The 25,029-nt window shown below is 66.0% G+C and carries 26 protein-coding genes; 10 read left to right on the top strand and 16 right to left on the bottom strand.

The window, feature by feature from the left end; all coding sequences use genetic code 11:
- Window positions 1-139: 139 nt before the first annotated feature.
- Window positions 140-2,527: an ATP-binding cassette domain-containing protein gene (locus tag AC5RUH_RS02945; protein ID WP_494074485.1), complete on the top strand. Its 2,388-nt coding sequence runs from the start codon at window positions 140-142 to the stop codon at window positions 2,525-2,527.
- 595 nt (window positions 2,528-3,122) lie between these two features.
- Here AC5RUH_RS02945 and AC5RUH_RS02940 read toward each other — a convergent pair.
- From AC5RUH_RS02940 to AC5RUH_RS02930, 3 genes are read right to left on the bottom strand one after another with little or no spacing between them, the layout of a single operon-like run.
- On the bottom strand, window positions 3,123-3,368 hold the full coding sequence (locus AC5RUH_RS02940) for a GNAT family N-acetyltransferase (RefSeq protein ID WP_494074484.1): 246 nt from the start codon (window positions 3,366-3,368) through the stop codon (window positions 3,123-3,125).
- Window positions 3,365-4,549 carry a cation:proton antiporter gene (locus AC5RUH_RS02935; protein WP_493999739.1) on the bottom strand — a complete coding sequence of 395 codons (1,185 nt, stop codon included), beginning with the start codon at window positions 4,547-4,549 and terminating at the stop codon, window positions 3,365-3,367. Before AC5RUH_RS02935 ends, AC5RUH_RS02940 begins: the two co-directional genes overlap by 4 nt.
- Before the next feature lie 2 nt (window positions 4,550-4,551).
- Window positions 4,552-5,043 carry a cation:proton antiporter regulatory subunit gene (locus AC5RUH_RS02930; RefSeq protein WP_493999740.1) on the bottom strand — a complete coding sequence of 164 codons (492 nt, stop codon included), beginning with the start codon at window positions 5,041-5,043 and terminating at the stop codon, window positions 4,552-4,554.
- A 309-nt stretch (window positions 5,044-5,352) separates the two neighbouring features.
- On the opposite strand from AC5RUH_RS02930, the gene AC5RUH_RS02925 reads away from it, so the two are divergent.
- The gene (locus tag AC5RUH_RS02925; protein ID WP_493999741.1) at window positions 5,353-6,492 is read left to right on the top strand and encodes a glutamate--cysteine ligase; all 1,140 of its coding nucleotides are present in this window, start codon (window positions 5,353-5,355) and stop codon (window positions 6,490-6,492) included.
- A gap of 49 nt (window positions 6,493-6,541) precedes the next feature.
- Here AC5RUH_RS02925 and AC5RUH_RS02920 read toward each other — a convergent pair whose 3' ends face one another.
- The 5 genes from AC5RUH_RS02920 to AC5RUH_RS02900 form a co-directional block, all read right to left on the bottom strand.
- Window positions 6,542-7,018 carry a VOC family protein gene (locus AC5RUH_RS02920; RefSeq protein ID WP_494014005.1) on the bottom strand — a complete coding sequence of 159 codons (477 nt, stop codon included), beginning with the start codon at window positions 7,016-7,018 and terminating at the stop codon, window positions 6,542-6,544.
- A gap of 112 nt (window positions 7,019-7,130) precedes the next feature.
- Window positions 7,131-7,460, bottom strand: a complete 330-nt coding sequence (locus tag AC5RUH_RS02915; RefSeq protein WP_494014006.1) for a hypothetical protein — start codon at window positions 7,458-7,460, stop codon at window positions 7,131-7,133.
- Window positions 7,461-7,686: 226 nt separating this feature from the next.
- Window positions 7,687-8,211 carry a hypothetical protein gene (locus tag AC5RUH_RS02910; protein ID WP_494076056.1) on the bottom strand — a complete coding sequence of 175 codons (525 nt, stop codon included), beginning with the start codon at window positions 8,209-8,211 and terminating at the stop codon, window positions 7,687-7,689.
- Window positions 8,208-8,795, bottom strand: a complete 588-nt coding sequence (locus tag AC5RUH_RS02905; RefSeq protein WP_494023067.1) for a sigma factor-like helix-turn-helix DNA-binding protein — start codon at window positions 8,793-8,795, stop codon at window positions 8,208-8,210. Before AC5RUH_RS02905 ends, AC5RUH_RS02910 begins: the two co-directional genes overlap by 4 nt.
- A 62-nt stretch (window positions 8,796-8,857) precedes the next feature.
- On the bottom strand, window positions 8,858-9,232 hold the full coding sequence (locus AC5RUH_RS02900; protein ID WP_494076057.1) for a VOC family protein: 375 nt from the start codon (window positions 9,230-9,232) through the stop codon (window positions 8,858-8,860).
- A 136-nt stretch (window positions 9,233-9,368) separates the two neighbouring features.
- On the opposite strand from AC5RUH_RS02900, the gene AC5RUH_RS02895 reads away from it, so the two are divergent.
- Both AC5RUH_RS02895 and AC5RUH_RS02890 read left to right on the top strand, forming a co-directional pair.
- A complete protein-coding gene (locus AC5RUH_RS02895) occupies window positions 9,369-9,776 on the top strand; it encodes a DUF3054 domain-containing protein (protein WP_493999747.1) in 408 nt (135 codons plus the stop codon).
- A gap of 47 nt (window positions 9,777-9,823) precedes the next feature.
- Window positions 9,824-10,105, top strand: a complete 282-nt coding sequence (locus AC5RUH_RS02890) for an Lrp/AsnC family transcriptional regulator (protein ID WP_493978425.1) — start codon at window positions 9,824-9,826, stop codon at window positions 10,103-10,105.
- Between the two features lie 92 nt (window positions 10,106-10,197).
- Here AC5RUH_RS02890 and trpD read toward each other — a convergent pair whose 3' ends face one another.
- Window positions 10,198-11,250, bottom strand: a complete 1,053-nt coding sequence (gene trpD, locus AC5RUH_RS02885) for an anthranilate phosphoribosyltransferase (RefSeq protein ID WP_494076058.1) — start codon at window positions 11,248-11,250, stop codon at window positions 10,198-10,200.
- Between the two features lie 148 nt (window positions 11,251-11,398).
- On the opposite strand from trpD, the gene ctaE reads away from it, so the two are divergent.
- The 4 genes from ctaE (at window position 11,399) to qcrB (ending at window position 15,700) form a co-directional block, all read left to right on the top strand.
- Window positions 11,399-12,037 (top strand): aa3-type cytochrome oxidase subunit III, encoded by a 639-nt coding sequence (ctaE, locus tag AC5RUH_RS02880; protein WP_493999749.1) that lies wholly within the window; start codon window positions 11,399-11,401, stop codon window positions 12,035-12,037.
- An 82-nt stretch (window positions 12,038-12,119) separates the two neighbouring features.
- Window positions 12,120-12,932: a cytochrome bc1 complex diheme cytochrome c subunit gene (gene qcrC, locus AC5RUH_RS02875; RefSeq protein WP_493999750.1), complete on the top strand. Its 813-nt coding sequence runs from the start codon at window positions 12,120-12,122 to the stop codon at window positions 12,930-12,932.
- A 90-nt stretch (window positions 12,933-13,022) separates the two neighbouring features.
- Window positions 13,023-14,051 (top strand): cytochrome bc1 complex Rieske iron-sulfur subunit, encoded by a 1,029-nt coding sequence (gene qcrA, locus AC5RUH_RS02870; protein WP_493978421.1) that lies wholly within the window; start codon window positions 13,023-13,025, stop codon window positions 14,049-14,051.
- 2 nt (window positions 14,052-14,053) lie between these two features.
- Window positions 14,054-15,700 carry a cytochrome bc1 complex cytochrome b subunit gene (qcrB, locus tag AC5RUH_RS02865; RefSeq protein ID WP_493999751.1) on the top strand — a complete coding sequence of 549 codons (1,647 nt, stop codon included), beginning with the start codon at window positions 14,054-14,056 and terminating at the stop codon, window positions 15,698-15,700.
- Between the two features lie 232 nt (window positions 15,701-15,932).
- Here qcrB and AC5RUH_RS02860 read toward each other — a convergent pair whose 3' ends face one another.
- The 6 genes from AC5RUH_RS02860 to AC5RUH_RS02835 all read right to left on the bottom strand — a co-directional run bounded on the left by AC5RUH_RS02860 (window position 15,933) and on the right by AC5RUH_RS02835 (window position 21,934).
- Window positions 15,933-16,718: a GntR family transcriptional regulator gene (locus tag AC5RUH_RS02860; RefSeq protein WP_493999752.1), complete on the bottom strand. Its 786-nt coding sequence runs from the start codon at window positions 16,716-16,718 to the stop codon at window positions 15,933-15,935.
- A 143-nt stretch (window positions 16,719-16,861) separates the two neighbouring features.
- Entirely contained in the window at window positions 16,862-17,263 is a 402-nt protein-coding gene (locus AC5RUH_RS02855; RefSeq protein ID WP_493999753.1) for a cytochrome c oxidase subunit 4, read from the bottom strand.
- Window positions 17,264-17,265: 2 nt separating this feature from the next.
- Window positions 17,266-18,993 carry an aa3-type cytochrome oxidase subunit I gene (gene ctaD, locus AC5RUH_RS02850; RefSeq protein WP_493999754.1) on the bottom strand — a complete coding sequence of 576 codons (1,728 nt, stop codon included), beginning with the start codon at window positions 18,991-18,993 and terminating at the stop codon, window positions 17,266-17,268.
- A gap of 17 nt (window positions 18,994-19,010) precedes the next feature.
- Window positions 19,011-19,856, bottom strand: a complete 846-nt coding sequence (gene ctaC / locus AC5RUH_RS02845; RefSeq protein WP_493999755.1) for an aa3-type cytochrome oxidase subunit II — start codon at window positions 19,854-19,856, stop codon at window positions 19,011-19,013.
- Between the two features lie 173 nt (window positions 19,857-20,029).
- On the bottom strand, window positions 20,030-20,416 hold the full coding sequence (locus tag AC5RUH_RS02840) for a HesB/IscA family protein (RefSeq protein ID WP_493978415.1): 387 nt from the start codon (window positions 20,414-20,416) through the stop codon (window positions 20,030-20,032).
- A 138-nt stretch (window positions 20,417-20,554) separates the two neighbouring features.
- A complete protein-coding gene (locus AC5RUH_RS02835; protein ID WP_494074481.1) occupies window positions 20,555-21,934 on the bottom strand; it encodes a M20/M25/M40 family metallo-hydrolase in 1,380 nt (459 codons plus the stop codon).
- 110 nt (window positions 21,935-22,044) lie between these two features.
- On the opposite strand from AC5RUH_RS02835, the gene AC5RUH_RS02830 reads away from it, so the two are divergent.
- Window positions 22,045-22,629 carry a DUF3043 domain-containing protein gene (locus AC5RUH_RS02830; RefSeq protein ID WP_493999757.1) on the top strand — a complete coding sequence of 195 codons (585 nt, stop codon included), beginning with the start codon at window positions 22,045-22,047 and terminating at the stop codon, window positions 22,627-22,629.
- A gap of 204 nt (window positions 22,630-22,833) precedes the next feature.
- Here the strand turns inward: AC5RUH_RS02830 and AC5RUH_RS02825 are convergent, their stop codons facing one another.
- Window positions 22,834-23,901: a quinone-dependent dihydroorotate dehydrogenase gene (locus tag AC5RUH_RS02825; protein ID WP_494074480.1), complete on the bottom strand. Its 1,068-nt coding sequence runs from the start codon at window positions 23,899-23,901 to the stop codon at window positions 22,834-22,836.
- 92 nt (window positions 23,902-23,993) lie between these two features.
- Here AC5RUH_RS02825 and AC5RUH_RS02820 point away from each other — a divergent pair, with 92 nt between their 5' ends.
- Window positions 23,994-25,010 carry an alpha/beta hydrolase gene (locus AC5RUH_RS02820; protein ID WP_494074479.1) on the top strand — a complete coding sequence of 339 codons (1,017 nt, stop codon included), beginning with the start codon at window positions 23,994-23,996 and terminating at the stop codon, window positions 25,008-25,010.
- The last annotated feature ends 19 nt before the right edge of the window (window positions 25,011-25,029 follow it).

The raw sequence follows: 25,029 nt of genomic DNA, 5'->3' as shown, positions 1-25,029 counted from the left end.
TTAAGGTAAAGAGACGTAACCGTTGCCGCGTCGGGCGGAGGGGCGCCCGCAGGCAAGGCACCCCGAACCGAGCGGACAGCGGTCTCGCCGGCGCAGGGTCGGGCCGTGCGGGCGAGGCACCCAAGGGATGGAGACAGCAATGAGCACGGCCACGACGAGGGACCTGCAGCAGCCGTCGCTGCATTCGGCGGACAGCCACGACCAGATCCGGGTGCAGGGCGCGCGGGTGAACAACCTCAGGGACATCAATATCGAGATCCCCAAGCGGCGGCTCACGGTGTTTACCGGGGTCTCGGGATCGGGCAAGAGTTCGCTGGTGTTCGGCACCATTGCCGCGGAGTCGCAGCGCCTGATCAACGAGACCTACAGCGCGTTCGTCCAGGGCTTCATGCCGACATTGTCGCGTCCCGAGGTCGACTTCCTCGCCGGCCTGACCACCGCAATCATCGTGGACCAGGAACGCATGGGCGCCAACCCGCGTTCCACCGTGGGCACGGCCACCGACGCCAACGCCATGCTGCGGATCCTCTTCAGCCGGCTGGGAGACCCGTATATCGGGTCGCCCAACGCCTTCTCCTTCAACGTCCCGTCGGTCAAGGCCAGCGGGGCCATCACGGTCGAGCGCGGCGGCAAGACCAAGGCGGAGAAGGCCACCTTCAACCGCCTCGGCGGGATGTGCCCGCGTTGCGAAGGCATGGGCTCGGTCAGCGATTTCGACCTGTCCGCGCTCTACGACGACACGAAGTCGCTCTCCGAAGGCGCGCTGACGGTACCCGGCTACAGCATGGACGGGTGGTACGGCCGCATCTTCAGCGGTGCAGGACTGCCCATGGACAAGCCGATTGCGAAGTACACGAAGAAGGAGCTCCACCAGCTGCTTTATTCGGAGCCGACCAAGATCAAGGTGGAGGGGATCAACCTCACCTATGAGGGCTTGATTCCCAAGATCCAGAAATCGATGCTCTCCAAGGACCGTGAGGCGATGCAGCCGCACATCCGGGCCTTCGTGGACCGCGCAATCACCTTCGCCACCTGCCCCGAGTGCAACGGGACCCGGCTCGCGCAAGAGGCGCTGTCGTCGAAAATCCGCGGCAAGAACATCGCGGATCTTTGCCAGATGCAGATCAGCGACCTGGCCGACTGGATCCGCGCTCTGGACGAGCCGTCGGTCGCGCCGCTGCTCACCGGGCTGCAGCACCTGCTCGATTCGTTTGCGGAGATCGGATTGGGGTACCTGTCGCTCGACCGGCCGGCGGGGACGCTGTCCGGGGGAGAGGCACAGCGAACGAAGATGATCCGCCACCTGGGCTCGTCGCTCACCGACGTCACCTACGTGTTTGACGAACCCACCATCGGATTGCACCCCCATGACATCGAGCGGATGAACCAGTTGCTGCTCCAGTTGCGGGACAAGGGCAACACCGTGCTGGTGGTGGAGCACAAGCCCGAGACCATAGCGATTGCCGACCACGTCGTGGATCTCGGGCCGGGCGCGGGCACGTCGGGCGGGACGATCTGCTTCGAAGGCAGCGTTGAGGAACTGCGGGGGAGCGACACCACCACCGGCCGCCACTTCGACGACCGGGCGTCCCTGAAGGAGTCGGTCCGCCCGTTCACCGGCGCCTTGGAGGTCCGGGGCGCCTCGACGCACAACCTGCAGGACGTGGACGTTGACGTCCCGCTCGGAGTACTCGCGGTGATTACCGGGGTCGCCGGCTCGGGCAAGAGTTCGCTGATCCACGGCTCGGTCGCCCGCCGCCCCGGCGTCGTGGTGATTGACCAGGGAGCGATCAAAGGGTCCCGGCGCAGCAATCCGGCCACCTACACCGGATTGCTCGAACCGATCCGCAAGGCATTCGCCAAGGCCAACGGCGTCAAGCCGGCTTTGTTCAGCTCCAATTCCGAGGGCGCGTGCCCCGTCTGCAACGGCGCCGGCGTCATCTACACCGAACTGGGCATCATGGAAACCGTCGAGTCCACCTGCGAGGAATGCGAGGGGAAGCGGTTCCAGGCGGCCGTGCTGGAATACAGGCTCGGCGGCCGGAACATCGCGGAGGTGCTCGCCATGCCGGTGACCGAGGCCGAGCAGTTCTTCGGCACAGGCGACGCGCGCACCCCGGCCGCCCACAAGATCCTGGAACGACTCGCCGACGTGGGACTCGGCTACATGACGCTGGGCCAACCGCTCACCACGCTGTCCGGCGGCGAGCGGCAACGGCTCAAGCTGGCGACCCAAATGGCCGAAAAGGGCGACGTCTACGTGCTCGACGAGCCAACGACGGGACTTCACCTGGCCGACGTCGAGCAGCTCCTCGGCCTGCTGGACCGCCTCGTCGACTCCGGCAAGTCGGTCATCGTGATCGAGCACCACCAGGCCGTCATGGCCCACGCCGACTGGATTATCGACATCGGCCCCGGGGCCGGGCATGCCGGCGGCCGCATTGTCTTCGAGGGGACGCCTGCTGATCTCGTCGCCGATCGTTCCACGCTGACCGGCAAGCACCTGGCGGCCTACGTCGGCGCCTGAGGACCAAGCTTGCCGCCGGAGTCCGGAGCGCCGACGGCAGCAGGCGGGTGCAGAGTTATGTCAACCTAATGATGGTTTGAGGGGAGTGCCGACGTTGTTCGAGGGGATCCCGATTGCACACGCGGTTGCGGGAAAACAGCTTTTCCAGCCCACTATCGGGTCTCGCCTCGAACTCGCCGCACAGATAGCGTGACATTGAGTCCTGGCTGCCTGTTGCCAACGTTCGGCGAGCTCGTGTGTCTGTGGACGACAAGGGATCATTGGACCCACGAGCCGAACACAGCCGGCCTGCAGCGAGATGCACCGGTCAGGCGCGCATGCCAGGACACTCGAAAGCTGGGCATAACGCGCAGCCGACGACCGCGTATACATGCGCCGCAGCAGGAGGCGAACCGCCACGGATTAGGTCCCCGCTTAGGCCTTTCCGTAACGCCGATAATCAACATTATGTCAAGTAGTGGCTCGGCTGGGGCATCCATCCTGTCCCCTGACGGCCGGGACTTCAGAGACGTGCTGCCCAGGGCCAGATTGCGCTGAAGCGCGGGCGGCGGCGTCTTGAAGAGCACAGCGCCGTCGGTATTTGGACGGTCGCACGTCAGCGGAACCGGGCGAAGACGCGGACGGGACCTGATTCGAAATCCGATCCCTCGGTCAGTCCCATGGATTGGTAGAAGGCGCGTTGCCGAGGTTCATCATCGGTGATGAGCACCGTTTGCCGAACGTGCTGGTACCGCTGCCTCACATGATCAAAAAGGGCGCGCCCTACGCCTGTTCCCTGAAACGCCGGGTGCACCAGGACGTCTTGCCCGCGCGCCCCGGCTTCGGCGTAAAAAGTCTTCACCTCGGTTCGGGGCCCGGTTTCGGCAGGCCCTTACCGTCCGCTCGAGGCACCCATGCGTCGCTGAAGCGGGCCAGAAGAGGACCTGCGACCGCCAGGATCATCACATATGCTGCGGCGATGGGCCCCACCACTGTGTAGCCTGCCGCAACCGCCAGACCGGCAATGACGACGGAAAACTCACCCCGGGTGACCAGGGCGGCCCCCGCCCGGAGCCGTCCACGCTGCCGCACGCCTTCCTTTCCTGCTGCCCACCAGCCTGTACCCAGTTTCGTAGCAGCGGTCACGACGGACAACAGCAGGGCTGCTGGCAGGATGGGCCACATGTCCGCAGGATCGATGGCCAGGCCGAAGGTCACAAAGAAGATCGCAGCAAAGAGGTCGCGCAGCGGGCTCAAAACGTGCCGGGCACGGTCGGCAAAGTGCTGAGGAATCGCTATGCCCACCAGGAACGCGCCGACTGCTGCGCTGGCGCCCATACCCTCGGCCACTCCGGCAACGGCCAATGTAATGCCCAGGAGGCGCAACATGACCTGTTCATTCTGGGGATGAGACAACAGACGTCCCATCCGATACCCGGCCTTGCGTGCCGCGACAAGGGCCAGTGTCACAGCGCTTGCGGCCAGGGCGACTCCCCCGGCTGCCTGCCAGGCTCCGCCGCCGGCAAGGACCACCACCAGGATGGGCAGGAACAGTGCCATGGCCATGTCTTCCAGGACCAGTATCGACAGCACCGCCGGCGTCTCCCGATTTCCCAAGCGGCCCAGGTCATCAAGCAACCTTGCGATAATGCCGGACGAGGATATCCAGGTGACTCCCCCAAGCGCCAAAGCCGCCTGCCACGGCAGTTGCAGCACCAGTCCCAGCAGGAATCCGGGTACCGCGTTCAGCAGGAAATCGATCAAACCCGAGACACGATGCCGCTTGAGGCTGTACATCAGCTCGGCCGCGGAGAACTCGAGTCCCAGCAGGAGCAGCAAAAGGACAATGCCGATCTCCCCCGCGGTTTCCACGAAGGGCCCCGCGGCATGCACCGGCAGCAGTCCGTCCTCTCCGAACGGCAAGCCGGAAAGGAGGTAAAACGGGACCGGTGAAAGGCCAAGCCTGTGGGCCAGAAGCCCGAGCCCGGATAGGACGGTGAACAGCACTCCCAGTTCGATCAGGAGGAGCGACAGGTGTGTCACGTTCAGGTGGCGGTCGGCGCATTGATGAGGGCCTCAAGTGCGGCGAGCCCGTCGGCCGAACCCAGGGCTATCAGGTCATCGTTGGCCAGGAGTTGCTCTTGCGGGGTCGGGCCCGTGATCACGCGCTCTCCTCGTATGATCGCCACGATTGAGCACCCCGTCCGGCTGCGGGCCTTGCTGTCACCCAGAGCCCGGCCCGCATACGGTGAGTCGGGCCGAACGGTGAAGCGGCTGGTTTCCAATCCCGGGACCTCCCTGGAAAGATCCGCAAAGCGCTGCGTGATCCTGGGCGCGCCCAAGAGCTCGGCCAGCTGTAACGCTTCTTCCGGTTCCAATTGGAGCTTGCTGATTGCCCGGTCCGGATCGGCCTCGTCAAAGGTCAGGATGTCGGCCCCGCCATTCCGGTCTATCACCAGGGAAAAATTGACGTTGGTCCTCGTCTTGAGGTCATAACGCATGCCGACGCCGGGGAGCATGGTTTCGACGATTTCCACAGCACGATCCTAGGGTGAGGGCCGATATACGCCGGCTCGCAACGGCACAGACCCCGGGGCTGCAAAGCGGCCTTGCGAAGATCAGGCCGTGGGGATTCTGATCGGTTGCGGGCCCTGCCGGAGGTGCATGCGCTCCTCCGTGACGGCTACGGTATCCCGTTTTGCGGCCCGGCGGGACCCCTGAATGCGGTCATGACCGCGGGCGAACCTGATCAACCGGCGTGAACGTGCCGCGTCCGGCCCCCAAGGAATGTCCGGCGGGCCGCGACGGTCTTTCGCCAAGCCCGCCTGTGGTGAACACTAAACAGCATGCGAACCTTTGGCGTGGAGGAAGAGCTGCTCCTGGTGGACGCCAAGACCGGCGCCCTGGCCTCAGTCTCGGAACAACTGCTCCGGGGGCAGGGAGAGCCTGCGACGTTGGATACACCTCGGGATACGGCGTCCCGCGGAGGCTACAAGGGCAGCCTGATGTCGGAGGTCAAGCAGGAACAGCTCGAAGCGGTGTCCGCTCCGTACAAGGATCTGCAGGAGCTGGCAGCGGGTATCAGGGCCGGGCGCGCCGAGGCTGACCGACAGGCGCGGCGTTTTGGCGCCAGGGCTGCAGCATTGGGCACCTATCCCCTGCCCGCCACTACCAGTCTCGTGCCGCGCCCGCGATACCAGGCCATGGAAGCCCGGTTCGGTCTGACCCTGCACGAACAGCTGACGTGCGGTTTCCACGTGCACGTTTCGGTTGCCTCCGATGAGGAAGCCGTTGCCGTGCTTGACCGGATCCGGGTCTGGCTGCCGGTCCTGCTAGCGCTGAGCACCAACTCCCCCTTTTGGCAGGGCGTGGACAGTGGCTACGCCAGCTTCCGCTACCAGGTCTGGAAACGGTGGCCCACCGCCGGGCCGACCGGCATCTTCGGCTCCCCCGCTGCCTACCACCAACTGTTGGGGATGCTGCTCGAGTGCGACGTGCTGCTGGATAAGGGCATGATCTATTTCGACGCGCGGCTCGGTCAACGGCATCCCACGGTTGAAATACGCGTGGCCGATGTCTGCCTGCAAGCGGAACAAGCTGCCGCCGTGGCCGCCTTGTGCCGGGCGCTGGTAGAGACGGCTGCCCGCCAATGGAGCGACGGCAGCCCGCCGCCTCCGGTACCGGCAGAGCTGCTGCGTCTTGCGTCCTGGCGGGCCAGCAGGTCAGGACTGGAAGACGAACTGCTCCACCCGTTGAAGAGCGACCGCACCCCGGCCCGAAACGTGGTCAGCGCCCTGCTCGAACACGTCGGCCCCGTGCTGGCGGAAACGGACGATCTGGAACCCATACAGGTCGTCGTCGACGGAATCCTTCGCGACGGCACCGGCGCGGCAAGGCAGCGGAGAGTCCTCGCGCGCCAGCACAGACTCACCGACGTCGTCTTCGACGCAGTCAGGAACACGCACCTGCCGGCCGGCATCCTGTGAGCACCCGGCCGGCGGCAGCGGACAGAAAGGGCTCGCGGCGGACAAGGCGCTAGCCGGCGTCGTAGGCGCGCTGCAGTTCGGCGATGTCGATCTTCCGCATCTGCAGCATGGCTTCCATGGCACGTTGGGCCTTCTGCGCATCCGGTCCCCCGATCAGCCGCGGCAGCACCGAGGGAATGATTTGCCAGGACAATCCGTACTTGTCCTTGAGCCATCCGCATTGGCTCTCGGCACCGCCGTCGGCGGTCAGGGCGTCCCAGAGCCGGTCGACCTCCGCCTGGTCCTCGCAATCCACCTGCAGGGACACGGCCTCATTAAACGTGAACTGGGCTCCCCCGTTCAGGGCCGTGAAGGACTGGCCGTCCAACTCGAACTCTACGGTCAGCACCTGGCCTTCCATCCCGGGACCGCTCTCGCCGTAATGCGTTACGTCCAGGATCTTCGAGTTCTTGAACAGCTGGACATAGAACTGTGCCGCCTCTTCGGCTTCGCTGTCGAACCACAGGCATGGCGTGATCTTCTGCATGATGGGCTCCTCCCCTGCGTCAGGCGTACCAGAACCGCCCCTCGAACGTCCATGAATCGGGTGTTCAACGTGAACCGGGCACCCACCGGCAGCCAAAAATTATGCCTCCAGCTCAGCCGGGGGCACCGGCCAGCACCGGGGCCGTGGCGTCCCTGCCACCCGGGTCTATCACCTGCAGGCGGCACCCCTCCCCTTCGGGCGCCGCATAACCGGGAAGCTGCTTGCTTTCACTGCAGCGGTGAAGCTCTTCCAGCGCGGCAGCTTCAATCCGGGCATGCTGAAGGTTGATGGTGACGCCCCGACCGGGCGCAAGGGCGCTGGTGCGGCGAACCAACGAATACAGCGCCACGATGTTTCGGGTTGTCACGTGCCCGCGCACTTCGATATTGGCGGATTCCCGATCGATATCCAGCCGGACGACCACTCGCAGTTTGGGATCCATGCTTTGTCCCCTCAAGAGTTCCCCATGGCCGCTCCTTGACCGGTGATCATCATAAGAGGCCGAATGTGGCGTGGGCAACAGACCGCGGGCAATATTTCGTGGGGACGGAACACGGGCCCAGCAGGGGCGGCGGCAGCACCGGGCGGGACCGTGGTTTTTGTTACGGACTGCGCGCCGCTGGCCTGGCGCCGCCGCCTTGGCCCGGGAATGCCGAGCCCGCCTGCGCTCAGCGCAGGAGAACCGCGATGCCGGTAGCGGCCGCGGCCCACAGCACGCTCGCGAAGGTGCCCAGGATAAATCGCTCGGCCGCCCCGGACTGACCGAGTTCGGAATACCGGCCCAGGCCTTTCACCGCGAGGACGACTGCCAATCCTTCCGGCCACTCGGCCAGCAGGGTGGCCGCGATGGCCGTCCGCTCGAGCACCCCGATCCAGGCCCCTCCGCGGAGCACCGGGGATGCTTCGGGGTCGGTGTGGTTGTCAGGGTGCGAGGCATTGAACGACAACCGCAGGATGGTCACGGTGGCCGGGCCACCGCCGATCGCGGCGGCCGCCACGCCCAGCGCATAGGCTGCCGGGCCTAGACCGCCCGACCCCAGGACCGCCAACAATGCCGCAATGCCCAAGAGCAACAGCGATACGGCGCTGGCGGCGTACAGCCAGCGGTTGCCCCGGCCCTGGAACCGCTCGAAGTACATGGGCGCCGCCACGGCCGTGGCCACGCAGAGCGTGAGCAGTGCGATGACGCTCATCGGTCGGCCCCTTCCAGCAACGCTTGGGCCGCCAACCGTGCGCGTCGCCACTCGGGCCAGAGCCCACTGTGCAGCCTGCTGGAGACGGCCTGCTGGGTGATCCCCAGCCGGTCGGCAATTTGCTGTTGGGTCAGTCCTTCATCACTGAGCAACCCGGCTTCCGTCGCCTGCCTGCTGCGCTTCCGTGCCACTGATACCAGCAACTGCAGCACCGCTTCGGCATGGCCGGCCTCCTCGCGGGCACCGGAGACGGCGACGTTGCCGGGCGATGTCTTGGCCGCGGTCACCGCTTCGCGCGCGCGCTCGAAGGCCTCGCCGGAACCCGCGCGGGTAGACTCCGGGAGCGGGGTGACGACCCCGCCCACGCCTATTCCCACGCTCCAGTGGTTGCTGACCGCCAGGTCCAGGGCAAGATCAGCCGCGACGGCCGGGTCGGCGACCACCGCCTGCATCTCGTCGCCGGCGGTGCGTTCGAAACCGCGCACCAGCGGACGGGACGGGTCGTCATTCAGGGCGCCGAGCGCGCCCTCGACGAGGTCCACGTGGCGCCGGGAGCGCCGCTGATCGACCGTCAACACATACATACAAATCTGCTTCCTTGTTGCTCAAGCAACAAGTATGCACGGTTGTGGGCACGGATGCTACCTTAATGCTCCGCCTGCTCGTGGCTGACCAGCCCCACGAGATTGCCTTCCGAGTCGCGGATGAAGCCCATCCATTCATCCATGCCGGCAGGTCCCAAGGCACCATCGGCATGCCGGAAAATGATGTGTGGTTCTTCGGCAACCGGTATTCCCCGGGCGCGCAGTTCCTCGACCCGGTCCCGCACCGAGTCGACCTGCAGATACAACAGGGCGGCCGGCGCGCCCACCTCCAGCAGCAGCCGCACGCCGTCGAGATCGAAGAACACCAGGCCCGGAGGGTTGAAGACCCCGGCCGGCGGATAACCGAGCAGGTCGGTGTAGAAAGCGGTGGCCCGCTCGAGCTCGTGCACACCGAGCGCAACCTGTGCCAACTTCATGGCTTCGGCTCCTCCCCATCCGCCGCGGGCTTCGGCCCCTGACCAGCCGACCGGCTTCGGCCCCTGACCCGTCGCCAGGGACCCGACCGGCTCGTCCTCGAATCGTACGCCCGTGCCTGCCCGATAGTGTGGAGGGGTGACTGAAACATCGCCCCGGCTCCGCGCGGGCATCCCGTTGGTGGCAGCATCGCTCGCCCTGGACCTGGCCGCCGTCGTCATTTTTGCGGCGGCGGGCCGAAACACGCACGAACACGGAATGGCGCTGGCCGGAATCCTGATCACCGCGAGCCCGTTCCTGGCCGGGGCACTCGTAGGCTGGCTGGCCTCGCGCGCCTGGCGCCGGCCGGCCGCCCTCTGGCCGACCGGAGTCGCGGTCTGGCTGGCCGCAGTGGCCCTGGGGCTCGCCCTTCGCGGCCTCGCGGGCGGCGGGCTCGCGCCGTCCTTCCAGATCGTGGCCTTCCTGGTGCTCGGCGCCCTGCTGTTGGGGTGGCGCGCGGCCGCCGCACTGTTCATCAAACTACGTTTCGCCCGACGGGTGGAATAACCTCGGACATAGGGAAGAACACCCAGTTCCAGCAGAAAGGCAGTGCAGTGGCTACAGCATTCGTTCTCATCCGCACCGATGCGACCCGGATTCCGGAGTGCGCCCAGGAGATCTCCGAGATAGAGGGCATCAGCGAGGTCTATTCGGTCACCGGGGAATGGGATTTGATCGCCGTCGCACGGGTCGCCAAGCACGACGAGCTGGCCGATGTCATCGCCGACCGGCTCTCGAAGGTCCAAGGCGTTCAGGCAACGACCACTCACATCGCCTTCCGCGCCTATTCCAAGCACGACCTGGATGCAGCCTTCTCGCTCGGGTTCGAGCACTAGGCTCCGCGGACAGGCGGAGTGCCCCGGACATTTTGTCCGGGGCACTCCTTGTTAATTGTTAAGCTGTTGCGCCCCCCGCGCGGGCCGGAAGGTCAGCGGGTAGCGTCGATCCAGCGCTGCAGCGCCTCGGCCGCGGCACCGCTGTCGATGGCTTCCTCGGCCCGTTCCAAACCGGCGGCCAGCCGCTCCAGCAGCGGAGCGTCGGCTGTTGCCTCGTTGGCCACCAGGGCGGCGGCTGCGTTGAGGACGACGGCGTCGCGCACCGGCCCCTTGTCCCCCGCGAGCACGCGGCGCACCACTTCGGCATTCGCGGCGGCGTCCCCGCCACGCAGGTCGTCCAGCGTGGCCCGGGGGATGCCGAGGTTAAGCGGGTCCAGGTCGTGTTCCGTCACGGCGCCGCCGCGCACCTCCCATACCGACGAGGGGCCCGTGGTGGTCAGCTCGTCCAGGCCGTCCCCGCCGCGGAAGACGAGTGCGCGGATGCCCCGGGCGGCCAGCACGCCGGCGATGAGCGGCGCGAGCCGGGCGTCGGCAACGCCGATGGCGGCCGCCGTGGGATTCGCCGGGTTGGTCATCGGTCCCATGAAATTGAAGGCGGTGGCCACCCCGAGTTCCGCGCGCACCGCGCCCGCATAACGCATGGAGGGGTGGAACACCTGCGCGAAGCAAAACGTGATCCCCGCTTCGACGGCGGTCTGCGCCACGCGGTCCACCGGGAGGTCCAGGCGCACGCCCAGGGCTTCGATCACATCGGCCGAACCGGACGACGACGACGCGGCGCGGTTTCCGTGCTTGACTATCCGGGCCCCGGCCCCCGCGCACACCAGGGCGGCCATGGACGAGATGTTGACGGTATTCTGCCGGTCCCCGCCGGTACCGACGATGTCCAGCTTCTCCCCCGGGATGTCAATCGGCCGGGCGTTGCCGACCATGGCCTCCACCAGGCCGGTCAGCTCGTCGACCGTCTCCCCCTTCGCCCGCAGCGCGACCAGGAAGCCGGCCATCTGCGCGTCGGAGGCCCCGCCGGACATGATCGTGTTCATCGCCCACTGGGTTTGGGCCGCCGTGAGGTCCTGCCGGGAGATCAGGGCAGAGATCAGTTCAGGCCAGGTGGGTGTGTTCTGAGCGTTGGGTTCGGTCGTCACTTCACTAGGTTATCTACGTTTTGTAGAAACTTCCGGATTGTTAACTTCCGCGCCGTTCCGCGGAATCCGGCGGTTCAGGAACCGGAACGCGGCGCCACGCGTTCAAATGCATTGGTGAAGTGGGCAGATTTATAGACATAATGGCCTTGTGACAACTGCAACCCATGCCCCCAGTACCCCGGCGCATCCAACGCTGAATCGCCCCAACCTGGTTTCCGTCGGAACCGTTGTGTGGCTCTCCAGCGAGCTGATGTTCTTCGCCGGCCTTTTCGCTATGTACTTCACCCTCCGCGCCACCTCCGGCGAGATGTGGGCGATGGAAACCGAGAAGTTGAATGTTCCGTTTGCGCTGGCCAACACCATCGTCCTGGTGTCCAGTTCCTTCACCTGCCAGTACGGCGTCTTCGCCGCAGAGCGCTTGCAGGCCCGCCGCTCCGGCGGGCTCTTCAATGTCGCCAAGTGGGGCATGGTCGAATGGTTCCTGCTGACATTCATCCTCGGCGCCATCTTCGTCTCCGTCCAGGCCTACGAATACGCGATGCTCGTCTCCGAAGGCGTCTCGATGTCCTCGAACTCCTACGGTTCGGCGTTCTACATCACCACCGGCTTCCACGGCCTCCACGTCACAGGCGGCCTCATCGCTTTCCTGCTGATCATCGGCCGCGCCTACGTCGCCAAGAAGTTCGGCCATTTCGAAGCCACATCGGCCATCGTCACGTCGTACTACTGGCACTTCGTCGACGTCGTGTGGATCGCTCTCTTCATCATCATCTACTTCCTTAAGTAGACGGCCGAAAGGTCCGCGCCTCGCTGCGAACCGAGCCAGCCGAACATCTACGCACACGCACCGCAAAGTTAGGAACCAACAAGTGAAGGCACTCTCCCAGAGGCGACGACATCCCCTGGCGGCCGTTGCCCTGCTGCTCATGGGATTGCTCGTCACCGGCGGACTGTACGCCGTTGCCGGGAACGTCAACGAGGCCAAGGCCCAAACCACCACCTTTTCCGCGCAGGACATCGAAGAGGGCGAGAAGCTCTTCGTGGCCAACTGCGCAACTTGTCACGGAATCGGTGCTGTCGGGGCCCCGGAGGGTGCGCACGGCAACCAGGCCGGTCCGTCGCTGATCGGCGTCGGCGCCGCAGCCGTGGACTTCCAGGTAGGAACCGGCCGCATGCCCATGCAGATGTCCGGCCCCCAGGCACTGGAAAAGCCGAACCAGTTCAACGAAGAGCAGACCATGCAGCTGGCGGCCTACGTAGCCTCCCTCGGCGCCGGTCCCGCAATTCCGGCGGATGAATTCCTCGACGTCTCCCAGGGTGATCCTGCGGCCGGCGGTGAGATCTTCCGGGTCAACTGCGCCATGTGCCACAACGCTGCCGCAGCAGGTGGTGCCCTGACGCGCGGCAAGTTCGCGCCGGCGCTTAGCGGCGTCAGCGAAGCGCACATCTACGAAGCCATGGCCACCGGTCCGCAGAACATGCCGGTGTTCAGCGACGCGAACATCTCCCCGGAGGAGAAGCGCGACGTCATCGCCTTCCTGAAGACCATCGAAGAGCAGCCCTCCCCCGGCGGGATCTCGCTTGGCGGGCTCGGCCCCGTGTCCGAGGGCCTGCTGATGTGGACGCTTGGATTGGGCGTGGTCATCGCGTTCACCATTTGGCTGACCCAGCGGTCTTCCTAACCTTCGCTTCCGGCGGCCCAACGGGCCGCCGGAGAAGCGCCAACAGTCATTAATGAGTTTTGAACTATTTAGAGAAGGATGAGAGGGATCATGGGCGACCATAGTCACGGCAGTCCGAACACCTCGGGCACCGTTGCTACGGCTGGTCAGAGCGACGTGGAGAAGTTTCAGGATCCTGGACTCCCCCCGCACCGCCCGCGCCGTGCCGACAAAGATCCCCGGGCGGAAAAGCGAGCCGAACGCCAGGTTGCGATACTCTTCGTAATCTCCATCATCGGCACCGTACTTTTCTTCGTCGGGTACTTTGGCATCCGCTTGGATGACACCACCGCAACGCTGCGACTGCAGAACTTCACCCTCGGCATGGGCACCGCTTTTGCCATGCTGGGCATTGGCGTGGGCATTGTCCACTGGGCCAAGACCCTCATGCCGGACCACGAGATCGTCGAAGAGCGCCACGAGGTCCGCACCGAGGAAGACCGCAAGGACGCCGAGCAGATCATCGGCCAGGTCCTGGACGAGTCCGGCATCTCCCGCCGCCCGCTGATCCGCAACACCCTGATCGGCGCCGGCGTGCTGGCGATCCTGCCGGCCATCGGCATCTTCCGCGACCTGTCCAAGGACCTGAACCCTGAGGTGCTGCGGCATACCATGTGGGACGCAGGCGTCCGGTTGACCCGCGACCCCAGCGGCACCCCGATCAAGGCCTCGGATGTCACCATTGGTTCCGCGTTCCACGTCATCCCCGAGGGGCTCAACGAGGCCGAGCACAAGCTCGAGGAGAAGGCCAAGGCCGTCGTCCTCCTGATGCGCCTGAATCCCGACGTCCTCCAGGTCTCCCCAGGCCGCGAAGACTGGAACTACAATGGCATCGTTGCGTACTCAAAGATCTGTACCCACGTTGGCTGCCCGGTGGCGCTGTACGAACAGCACACGCACCACCTGCTCTGCCCTTGTCACCAGTCGACCTTCGATGCCGCCCAGGAATGCAAGGTAGTGTTCGGCCCGGCCGCGCACGCCCTTCCCCAGCTGCCGATCAGCGTCGACGACGAGGGCTACCTGATCGCCACGAGCGATTTCCATGAACCTGTCGGACCGAGCTACTGGGAGCGTGGCTAAGCATGAGCGCTTCAACTGATACCTACGTACCCAAGACGCGGGTCGGGCGGATCACCAACTTCGTCGATACCCGCGTCGGCGGTTCGGGGATCGTCAAGGAATTCGGTCGGAAGATCTTCCCCGACCACTGGTCCTTCATGTTCGGCGAAGTGGCGCTGTACTCCTTCGTCATCCTGCTGCTCACCGGAACGTTCCTGACGTTCTTCTTCGATCCTTCGATGGCCGAGACGCACTACGACGGACCGTACGTGCCGCTCAAGGGCGTCGAAATGTCCGTCGCCTACCAGTCCACCCTGGAGATCTCGTTCGAGGTCCGCGGCGGCCTGTTCATGCGTCAGCTGCACCACTGGTCTGCGCTGCTGTTCGTTGCCTCGGTCTCGTTCCACATGCTGCGCGTGTTCTTCACCGGCGCGTTCCGCCGCCCGCGTGAGCTGAACTGGGTTGTCGGCTGCGTCCTGTTGATCCTGGCCCTGGCAGCCGGCTTCACCGGCTACTCCCTGCCGGACGACCTGCTCTCCGGTAACGGCCTGCGCATCATCGACGGCGTGATCAAGGCAATCCCCTTGGTTGGTACCTACATATCGCTGTTGCTGTTCGGCGGCGAGTTCCCGGGTACGGACATCGTGGGCCGCCTGTACGTGCTCCACATCCTGCTGGTCCCGGCCTTGATCCTCCTGATGATCGCCGTCCACCTGTTCATGGTTGTCGTGCACAAGCACACCCAGTACCCCGGCCCCGGCCGTTCCGAGACCAACGTCGTCGGCTTCCCGATCGGCCCGGTCTACGCGGCCAAGGCAGGCGGCTTCTTCTTCGTTGTCTTCGGCATCCTGGCCGTCATTGCCGCGAACTTCCAGATCCTGGCGATCTGGGACTACGGCCCCTACGACCCCTCCCCCGTCTCGGCCGGTACCCAGCCTGACTGGTACATCGGCTGGGTGGACGGCGCGCTGCGCCTGATGCCCGGTGTGGGCGAGTTCGTGATCTTCGGCCGGACCATTTCGCTGAACGTGCTCATCCCGGCCCTCGGCCCGGCGGCCCTGCTGTTCACCGTGATGTTCGCCTGGCCGTGGATCGAAAGCTGGGTGACCAAGGACACCCGCGAGCACCACATCCTGGACCGCCCGCGCAACGTCCCGTTCCGCACCGCCACCGGCGTCGCCGGCATCGTCTTCTACTCGGTGATGTGGGCAGCTGCCAGCTCCGACTTGATCGCCACGCACTTCCACGTGTCGCTCAACGACGTGACGTACTGGCTGCGCGCTCTGTTCTTCCTGGGCCCGATCCTCGGCTTCATCGTCACGCGCCGCATTTGCCTGGCGCTGCAGCGCAAGGACCGCGAGATCGCCCTCCATGGCCGGGAGACCGGACGCATTGTCCGCCTGCCGCATGGCGAGTTCATCGAGGTCCACGAGCCGCTGAACGAGTACAAGCAGTACCGGCTGGTCAGCTACGAGTCGCCCGAGGTAATCCCGGCGCAGCCGAACAGGGCCGGGCACATCAAGCGCTCCGAGAAGCTGCGCGGTGCCCTGTCCCGGTTCTTCTTCGAAGACCGTGTGGCACCGGTTACCCCGGCCGAGCTGGAGGCTGCACACAGCCACCACGCCGAGGTCGAGGCACCCGCCGAGAAGGCGGAAGTCACCGCCCGCTAAGGCAATATCCACATAGAGAAAAGGCCCCGGACCTGGTCCGGGGCCATTTCTCTGTCTCACCCCTTTGCTTCACCGCGGTGGGGCTCCCTGCGTATACCGGGCGGGACGGGCTCTCACGGCGACCACGGGCGGAACGCGGCCGCACGGCGCTCCCCCGGCGCAGCAGTAGCTCTGGGCCCGGCCGGCGGCGCCATTTGCGGCCGAGACGGCCTTCAGCAGCGCCGTACAGCCGTTAGAAGCGCTTGACGTTGTAGGAACGCGGCGCACGTCCCCCGGGCCGTTGCAGCGGCACCCACAGCTTGTACCGGTCCGCGCGGTAATACGAGATCGAGAAGTCGACCATGGTTTTGGAAACGTAGGCATGCCGCTGGATCTTCAGCAGCGGCGATCCGATGTCCACGCTCAGGAGCCGCGCGATGGAGGGCTGGGCCGCGGTCGCCTCAATCGTGTCCTCGCCCCACTCCATGATGAGTCCGTATCGTTCGCTCAAGACGTTGTACAGCGACGACGGCGGGCCCTCGTCGAGGATCCCCGGCACGCGCTGCGCTGGAATGAAGTTTTCGTCCACGCTCATCGGTTCGGCGTCCGCCAGCAGCAGGCGGCGGAAGCGCACCACTGGCTGCCCCTCCTCGATCTGCAGCTCGCGGGCCACCAGCGGGGTGGCGCCGATCTGCTCGAAGCTGAGGACGCGGGCATCGGGAACCATGCCGCGGCGTTGCATCTCTTCGCTGTAGGACGTGAGCTTGACCTGCAGGTCCAGCTTCGGCTGCCGCACAAACGTTCCCAGGCCGACAATGCGTTCGAGCACCTGTTCGGCGACCAGTGAGTCGATCGCCTGGCGCACGGTCATCCTCGCCACGCCGAAGCGTTCGGCCAGTTCCCGCTCCGAGGGAAAAGCGGCCCCGGGTTCGCAGCGCTCCTGGGCATGCCTGCGCAAAATGTCCCTGAGCTGGACGTGCTTGGCGGTACGGGAGGAGCCATCGAGCCCACCCTCGATCGCGGCGGCGTTCACGGACATGCGGCCTCCTGCTCAGCCGGTTTAATTCCCTTTCATCCTATCCGGTCTAGACCAGCGTCGCCGCGCCCGGCCCCCCGGCGGGGACGACGAAAGGGTCCGGAACCCTGACGGTTCCGGACCCTTTCGTCGTGTAGTTGCGGGAATCAGTGCGCGTGGTCCCCGCGGCTGTATTCGTAGACCCAGCCGATGATGGCTACCGTGGTCAGGCCAACGGCGATGTAGACGATCCACCAGCCGACCGCCAGGCCCATGAACCCAGTGGCGGCACCGAGACCGAGCACGATCGGCCACCAGCTCCACGGGCTGAACATGCCCTGCTCGCCGGCACCCTCATGGATCTCGGCGTCGACCCGGTCCTCCGGACGGGCACCGATGCGCCGCGCCGTAAACCAGAGGTAACCGCCGATCATCAGGGACAATCCGGCCGTCAGGTACAGCGCCAGCCAGCCGACGGGCTCTTCCCAGTTCCCCATGTAGCCGTAGACGGTGGCAACGAGGGCGAAGAACGGCGCAAGCGCAATGAATAGCCAGGCTTCAATCTTCACAGTTATGCGTCCTTCTGGTCAGCGGGACCGGCCATCTGGGCCACCGGTGCCGGAGTCGTCGGGGTGTGCCGCGGTGCCAGCTCCGGGTGGTGCAGGTCCAGGGCGGGGCGCTCCGACCGGATGCGGGGCAGCGAGGTGAAGTTGTGCCGCGGCGGCGGGCAGGAGGTCGCCCACTCAAGCGAACCACCGAAGCCCCAGGGGTCGTCGACCTCGACCTTCTTGCCGTTGCGCCAGGTGATGTAGACGTTCCAGAAGAACGGGATCATCGAGGCGCCCAACACGAAGGATGCAACCGTGGAGAACTGGTTCATCGCGGTGAACCCGTCTTCCGGCATGTAGTCGGCGTAGCGACGGGGCATGCCCTCGACGCCGAGCCAGTGTTGGATGAGGAAGGTGCCGTGGAAGCCCAGGAACAGCATCCAGAAGTGGATCTTGCCGAGGCGCTCGTTGAGCATCTTGCCGGTCCACTTGGGCCACCAGAAGTAGAAGCCCGCGAACATTGCGAACACGACGGTGCCGAAGACCACGTAGTGGAAGTGCGCCACCACGAAGTAGGTGTCGGAGACGTGGAAGTCCAGCGGCGGGGAAGCCAGGATGATGCCGGTCAGGCCGCCGAACAGGAAGGTCGCCAGGAAGCCCAGGCTCCACAGCATGGGCGTCTCGAAGGTGATCGATCCGCGCCACATGGTGCCGATCCAGTTGAAGAACTTCACCCCGGTTGGCACCGCGATGAGCATCGTCATGAAGGCGAAGAACGGCAGCAGCACCGAGCCGGTGACGTACATGTGGTGGGCCCACACCGTCACGGACAGCGCGGCGATGGCGATCGTGGCGTAGACCAGGCCCTTGTATCCGAAGATCGGCTTGCGGCTGAACACCGGGAAGATCTCGGAAACGATGCCGAAGAACGGCAGGGCGATGATGTAAACCTCAGGGTGGCCGAAGAACCAGAACAGGTGCTGCCAGAGGATGGCACCGCCGTTCTCCGGGTTGAAGATGTGCGCACCCAAGCGCCGGTCGGCGCCGAGGGCGAACAGCGCCGAGGCCAGGGGCGGGAATGCCATCATGACGAGGATGGCGGTGACCAGCGTGTTCCAGGTAAAGATCGGCATCCGCCACATGGTCAGGCCCGGGGCGCGCATGGTGATGATCGTGGTGATGAAGTTGACCGAACCGAGGATGGTGCCGAAGCCGGACAGCGCCAGGCCGAAGACCCACAAGTCCCCGCCGACTCCCGGGGAGAAGGTGGTGTTGGACAACGGTGCATAGGCAAACCAGCCGAAGGAAGCGGCGCCCTGCGGGGTGATGAAACCGGCCACCGCAATGATGCTGCCGAACAGGAAGAACCAGAAAGCCAGCGCGTTCAGGCGCGGGAACGCTACGTCGGGGGCACCGATCTGCAGCGGCATGATGACGTTGGCGAAGCCGGCAAACAGCGGCGTGGCGAACATCAGCAGCATCACCGTGCCGTGCATGGTGAACAGCTGGTTGTACTGTTCCTTGGTCTGCAGGATCTGCATGCCGGGCTCGAACAGTTCGGCGCGGATGACCAGGGCCATCACGCCGCCGAGGCAGAAGAAGATGAACGACGCGATCAGGTACATGTACCCGATGGTCTTGTGGTCCGTGGAGGTGATCCAGTTGACGACGATGCGCCCCTTGGACACCGGCACGACGCGCGGAGCTACCGTGGTAGCCCGGTCGTCAGCTGTGTATTCGTACGTTGACACTTGTGGCCCTCGCTCCTTTACTCAGACGCTTCAGCGTAGGGGTTGCGGTCGTACTCTTCGCCGAGCTGGCCGTCCTTGAGCCGCGCCATCTGAGCGTCGAATTCAGCCTCGGAGACCACCGCGACACGGAAGAGCATTTCGGAGTGGTACTCGCCACAAAGCTCGGCGCACTTGCCGTCGTAGATGCCCTCACGGGTGGGGGTGAAGTTCAGGAAGTTGGTCTTGCCCGGGATCATGTCCACCTTCTGCAGGAAGGCGGGAACCCAGAACGAGTGGATGACGTCGCGGGAGTTGATCTGCAGCTCCACGCTCTGGTTGACCGGCAGGTACAGCGTGGGCAGGGTCTCCGGGACGCCGGTCTCGCCGGTCAGGTGGGCCTGCACGCCGGCAAAGTACTTGTCCTGCTTGACGTAGTTGAAGTCCCAGGCCCACTGCTTGCCGCGCACGTCGACGACGACGTCGGGGTTGTCCACCCGCTCGGTGATGTTGGACGTGGTCTTGTCCGTGAAGTAAAAGAAGACCATGACCATGACCACGGGAACCGCGGTGTAGAAGATCTCCAGCGGCAGGTTGTAGCTCAGCTGGCGCGGGTAACCCGTTTCGTCCTTGCGGCGGCGGTACGCGATGATGCACCAGAGGATCAGGCCCCAGGTCACGACACCGACGGCCAGCGCGGCGATCCATCCGTTGACCCACAAATCAATGATTTCGGGCGTGTGGTTGGTAACGTCCCGCTCGGTGGGCAACCAACCCAAACGGACTTCTTCTGAACATCCCGTCAACAACAACGCACCGAGTGCACCCAGACCTGTAGCCTTGGCGATTCTGGCGCGTCGACTGCCGGTTCGAACCTGCGAACTCACAGACGGCCCTTCCTCTTTGTTTCGTGCAAGTGATGCGGCCATGGCAGAGCTGAGCCTGGCCGCATATCCAGTTTTACTACTCACTGTAGAGCTTACCCGCCCACATGACTTCCATGTGACAGGCTCCCCCGTGCGTCGGCCGTCCCGGCGGCCGGAGAGCGCCCTGCAGGCCCTTAGTGGAAGGAGTCTCCACAGGCGCAGGAGCCACCGGCGTTCGGGTTGTCGATGGTGAAGCCCTGCTTGGAAATCGTGTCCTCGAAGTCGATCGAGGCGCCCGAGAGGTAAGGAACGCTCATCTTGTCGACGACGACCTCGACCCCGTCGAAATCACGGACAGCGTCTCCGTCGAGCATCCGCTCGTCGAAGTACAGCTGGTAGATCAGGCCGGAGCATCCGCCCGGCTGTACGGCAACGCGCAGGCGCAGATCCGTGCGGCCTTCCTGCTCCAGGAGGCTGCGGACCTTTCCGGCGGCGACGTCGGTCAAAGCAACTTCATGCGTGGGCAGTTCTGCCGCTTCGGGTGCCGTGGTGGGGGCGGACGAGTTGGTCGTTGCGCTCATTGCACTTCCTTATCTATTTCGGGCCGTCCGGTGACCTGCTGCTATTACTCAGTGGTGCGTCGGGCTTCCCATCCATCGTACGTCTGGTGGGCCGAAATGGGATAACTCTCCCCCGCCTCCAGCCTGGCGCGAACAGGCCTAGAGTCCCTCGCCGTTCAACCGTGCCAGGAGCAGCGCCTGGGCCAGGACCGCGTTGCGGAAGTCCCCGAGATGCAGCGACTCGTTGGCCGAGTGCGCCCGCGAATCGGGGTCCTCGACGCCGGTGATCAGGATCTGTGCCTCCGGATAGACCTCCGTGAGGTCGGCGATGAACGGGATGGACCCGCCCATGCCGGCCTCCACCGGCAGCGTGCCCCACGCCTGCTCCAGGGCCCACAGCGCCGCCCGGGCCGCCGGCGCGGAGGTGTCGGTGGCAAACGCGTGGCCGCGTTCCCCCGGCACGAACGTGGCGGCGGCGCCGAAGGGCGCGTGGGCGGCAACATGCGCGGCCACCGCCTCCATCGCCCGGTCCGGATCCTGTCCCGGTGCCAGCCGCAGGCTGATCTTGGCGCGGGCGGCGGGGATCAAGGTGTTGGACGCGAGCTCGACGCTGGGGGCGTCAAAGCCGATCACCGACAAGGCCGGCTTGTTCCAGAGCCGGTCGGCAATGCTTCCGGTGCCCGCAAGCCGCACGGACTCGAGCACCGACGAATCGCGGCGGAAGTCTTCTTCCGGATAGTCCACCGAGGCGGCGGGAGCGGACACGAGGCCCTCGATGGCGACCGACCCGTCGTCGTCGTGGAAGGTGGCAATCAGCCGGGCCAGCAGCGTGGGCGCGTCCAGCAGCGGCCCGCCGAACATGCCCGAATGGACGGCGTGTTCCAACACCCGCAGCTCCACGGTGCCGTCCACCAGGCCACGCAGGCTCGTGGTCAGTGCCGGGACGCCGACCTTCCAGTTGCTGGAGTCGGCGACGATGATGGCGTCTGCCCGCAGCAGTTCGCGGTGAGCTTCGAGGAACGGGCGGAAGCTTGGCGAGCCGGCCTCCTCCTCCCCCTCGATAAACAACGTGATGCCGAGCCCGAAATCGTCTCCGAGGACCTCCAGCAGCGTGCGCAGCGAGGACAGGTGGACCATGATCCCGGCCTTGTCGTCGGCCGTTCCGCGCCCATAGAGGCGGCCGTCGATCTCCGTGGCCTTGAACGGTTCCGTCCGCCAGAGCGCCGGGTCCCCCGGCGGCTGCACGTCGTGGTGGGCATACAACAGGACGGTCGGCTTGCCGGCCGCGGCCGGGCGGCGGGCCACGACGGCGGGGCCGCCGGCGGCCCCGCCGTTCGCGACGCTGAGGATCTGCACGTCCTCCAGGCCCAGCTCCCGGACCATGCCGGCTACGGCATCCGCGCTGCGCGCCAGGTCCTCCGGGTCGAAGGCCGGCCAGGCGATCCCCGGGATCGAAACCAGCTGTTCCAACGAGGAGATGGTGAGCCCCATGCCGGCGTCGACCGCGGCCGCAAGTTCGTCTACGTTCACATTGGTCATAGTCGACACCCTATCGCCCGGGCTCCGTCGCGACGATGCCCCCGTGACTCCCCCGGCGGCGCGGGTCCCAAGGGGGACAACGGCCGTACGCGGTCCGGTATTCTTGACTGGTGTTCGGACGTAAAAAAGAGGCTCCCACGCCCCAGGAAACCATCGACCAGGCCAACGACGCCCAGCAGCCTCGATACGGCAAGGGCGCGCCCACGCCCCGGCGCAAGGACCAGGAAGCTGCGCGCAAGCGCCCCCTGGTCCCGAACGACCGCAAGGCCGCCAAGGAGGCCAACCGGGCCGCCATGGCGGATCAGCGGCTGAAGATGCGCGAGGCCATGAACACCGGCGACGAGCGCTTTCTGCCGTTGCGCGACAAGGGGCCGCAGAAGCGCTTCGTCCGCGACTTCGTGGACGCCCGCTGGGTGCTGGGCGAATTCCTGATCGTCTTCGCCCTCATCTTCGTGGTCCTCAGCTTTATCCGCGACCTCAACGTCCAGGCGTTCATCCTGTTTGGCTTCTGGGTGCTGCTGGCGCTGGTCGCCATCGATGCCTTCATCCTCGGCCGCCAGCTCAAGAAGCGCCTGGCCGCCAAGTTTGGCGACGTGGAGCGCGGGGCAGTCTGGTACGGCGTGATGCGCGGGCTGCAGCTGCGCCGGATGCGCCTGCCGAAGCCGCAGGTCAAGCGCGGCGAATACCCCGCCTGATCCAGCGGGGAGGGGCCGGTCGAAGGGTCGGGAGCATCGCGGCTCCCGGCCCTTTCGCATCCCTGGGGCCTGGAGCATCGCGGCTCCCGGCCCTTTCGCATGCCATCGGCCGGGAGCATCGCGGTTTTCGGTCCTTTTGCATCCCATCCGAGGCCCGGTCGCCCTTCGGAGGGCATGCCGGGGCGCCGGATGGCGCGGGTCGGTTCAGCGCCGGCGCTTGGCCAGGCCGCGGTTGATGCGGCTTGCCCAGAAGGGTCCCTCGTACAGGAACGCCGTATAGCCCTGCACCAGGGTCGCACCGGCGTCCAGCCGCTGCTGCACGTCGCCGGCCGTCTCGACACCGCCCACGGAGATTAGCGCCAGGTCGTCCCCGACGGCGGCGCGCAGCCGGCGCAGCACGTCGAGGGAGCGCTGCTTCAACGGGGTCCCGGAGAGGCCGCCTTCCCCGCAGGCCGCGATCTTGGTGTCGTCCGAGACAAGGCCCTCGCGGGAAACCGTCGTGTTGGTCGCGATGATGCCGTCCAGGTTCAGTTCCAGCGCGAGCCGGGCGACGTCGTCGATGTCCTCGTCGCTGAGGTCCGGGGCGATCTTCACCAGCAACGGGACATGGCGGCCGGCCGCGGAATCGGCGGTCTCCCCCACTGCCCGCAGCAGCGGCCGCAGCGTCTCCACGTTCTGCAGCAGCCGCAATCCGGGCGTGTTCGGCGACGAAACATTGACCACGAGGTAGTCGGCGGACCGGGCCAACAGCCGGGTGCTCTTCAGATAGTCCTCGGTGGCATCGGCCAGTTCCACCACCTTCGTCTTGCCGATGTTCACGCCGATGACGGGCCGGAGCGTGCCGTATCGGGAAGCCAGGCCGCGCCGGGCGGCGGCGATCCGCGGCGCGACGGCGGCCGCGCCGTCGTTATTGAAGCCCATCCGGTTGATCACGGCGCGGTCCTCGACCAGCCGGAACAGCCGGGGCTGCGCGTTGCCCGGCTGCGCGCTCCCGGTGATGGTGCCGACCTCCACCGCGCCGAAACCCAGGTCGGCCAGCGCCTCGATGCCGAAACCTTCCTTGTCGAAGCCCGCGGCCAGGCCGAACGGCGAGGGGAAGGTCAGGCCCAGCGCCGCGGTGGCCAGGGACGGATCCGGGCGCGTGACGCGGCGCAGCACTGCCCCTGCCCCGCACCGGTGCGCGGCACGGATGAGCTGGAAACCGATTCGGTGGGCACGCTCGGCGTCCATCCAGGAGAACGCGGCGCGGAAGAAGGCGGGGTAGAGGCGCATGGTCCTAGTTTTCCGTGCGGAGGCCGCCGCACCAAACCGTGTCCACCCGGCGATAACATGGGGGCAGCAACCGGACAGAGAGGAAGGACCACGTGGCGACGGCAGCCGACTGGCAAGAAGACATCCTCGGCCCGGAGTTCGAGTCCACGGTCCTGCAAGTGCCGGCCCCCGGCGGGCGGGAGCAGCGGGCGACGCTGATCCGCTACCTGCCGCACTCCCCGCAGCGCTCCCCCGGCGGGCACGCCGTCCTGTATGTGCACGGTTGGAGCGACTATTTCTTCAACACGGAACTGGCGGAGTTCTGGCACCGCCAAGGCGTGGCGTTCTTTGCGCTGGACCTGCACCATCACGGACGCAGCCTGCGGGAGGGGGATCCGGCGGGCTTCGTGACGGACCTGCGCCAGTACGAGGACGAGATTTCGCTGGCGCTCGATCTGATCCGTGAGGAACGCGGCCAGTCGGAGACGAAGATCACACTGATGGGACACTCCACCGGAGGGCTGGTGGCGGCCCTGTGGGCGGCGGAACACCCGGGCGAGCTGCGCGCCCTGGTCCTGAACAGTCCCTGGCTGGAAATGCACGGCAGCTCCCTGGTCCGGCGAGCCGCCGGCGCGGTGCTGGACCCCTTGTCCCGGCTCAAGCCGGAAACCGAGATCAAACTGCCGGTCCGGGGCTTCTACTACCGCAGCATCAGCCGCACCGCCGAGGGCGAATGGGATCTGGACCCCAGGCTGCGGCCGCCGGAGTCCTTCCCCGTGCGCGCCGGTTGGCTCAGCGCCATCTGGGAGGGACAGTCGAAGGTCGCGAAGGGGCTGAAGCTCGAGATCCCGGTGCTGGTGATGTCTTCGACGCGCAGCATGAACGGCTCGGTCTGGCACGAGGACATGAGGAGCACCGACGTGGTGCTGGACATCCGCACCATGACCGAGCGGGCGGTCCGGCTGGGATACAGCGTCTCCATCGAGCAGGTGCATGACGCCCTGCACGACGTGTTCCTCTCCCGCACCGACGTGCGGCGGGACGCCTATGCCCGGCTGCAGCGCTGGGCGCAGGCCTACGTGTTGCAGGACGACCGGACCGAGGACCTTACGGACACCCAGCAGCGGTAGTACGGCCGCCGCGGTTGCA

Source organism: Arthrobacter sp. Y3223166 (assembly GCF_059090935.1).
This window is presented reverse-complemented; position numbering and strand designations above follow the sequence as displayed.

Coding starts and splice junctions, on each gene's coding strand:
- AC5RUH_RS02945 (WP_494074485.1), top strand. CDS start 140: ATGAGCACGGCCACGACGAGGGACCTGCAGCAGCCGTCGCTGCATTCG.
- AC5RUH_RS02925 (WP_493999741.1), top strand. CDS start 5,353: ATGCGAACCTTTGGCGTGGAGGAAGAGCTGCTCCTGGTGGACGCCAAG.
- AC5RUH_RS02920 (WP_494014005.1), bottom strand. CDS start 7,018: ATGCAGAAGATCACGCCATGCCTGTGGTTCGACAGCGAAGCCGAAGAG.
- AC5RUH_RS02915 (WP_494014006.1), bottom strand. CDS start 7,460: ATGGATCCCAAACTGCGAGTGGTCGTCCGGCTGGATATCGATCGGGAA.
- AC5RUH_RS02910 (WP_494076056.1), bottom strand. CDS start 8,211: ATGAGCGTCATCGCACTGCTCACGCTCTGCGTGGCCACGGCCGTGGCG.
- AC5RUH_RS02905 (WP_494023067.1), bottom strand. CDS start 8,795: ATGTATGTGTTGACGGTCGATCAGCGGCGCTCCCGGCGCCACGTGGAC.
- AC5RUH_RS02900 (WP_494076057.1), bottom strand. CDS start 9,232: ATGAAGTTGGCACAGGTTGCGCTCGGTGTGCACGAGCTCGAGCGGGCC.
- qcrA (WP_493978421.1), top strand. CDS start 13,023: ATGGGCGACCATAGTCACGGCAGTCCGAACACCTCGGGCACCGTTGCT.
- qcrB (WP_493999751.1), top strand. CDS start 14,054: ATGAGCGCTTCAACTGATACCTACGTACCCAAGACGCGGGTCGGGCGG.
- AC5RUH_RS02860 (WP_493999752.1), bottom strand. CDS start 16,718: ATGTCCGTGAACGCCGCCGCGATCGAGGGTGGGCTCGATGGCTCCTCC.
- AC5RUH_RS02840 (WP_493978415.1), bottom strand. CDS start 20,416: ATGAGCGCAACGACCAACTCGTCCGCCCCCACCACGGCACCCGAAGCG.
- AC5RUH_RS02835 (WP_494074481.1), bottom strand. CDS start 21,934: ATGACCAATGTGAACGTAGACGAACTTGCGGCCGCGGTCGACGCCGGC.
- AC5RUH_RS02825 (WP_494074480.1), bottom strand. CDS start 23,901: ATGCGCCTCTACCCCGCCTTCTTCCGCGCCGCGTTCTCCTGGATGGAC.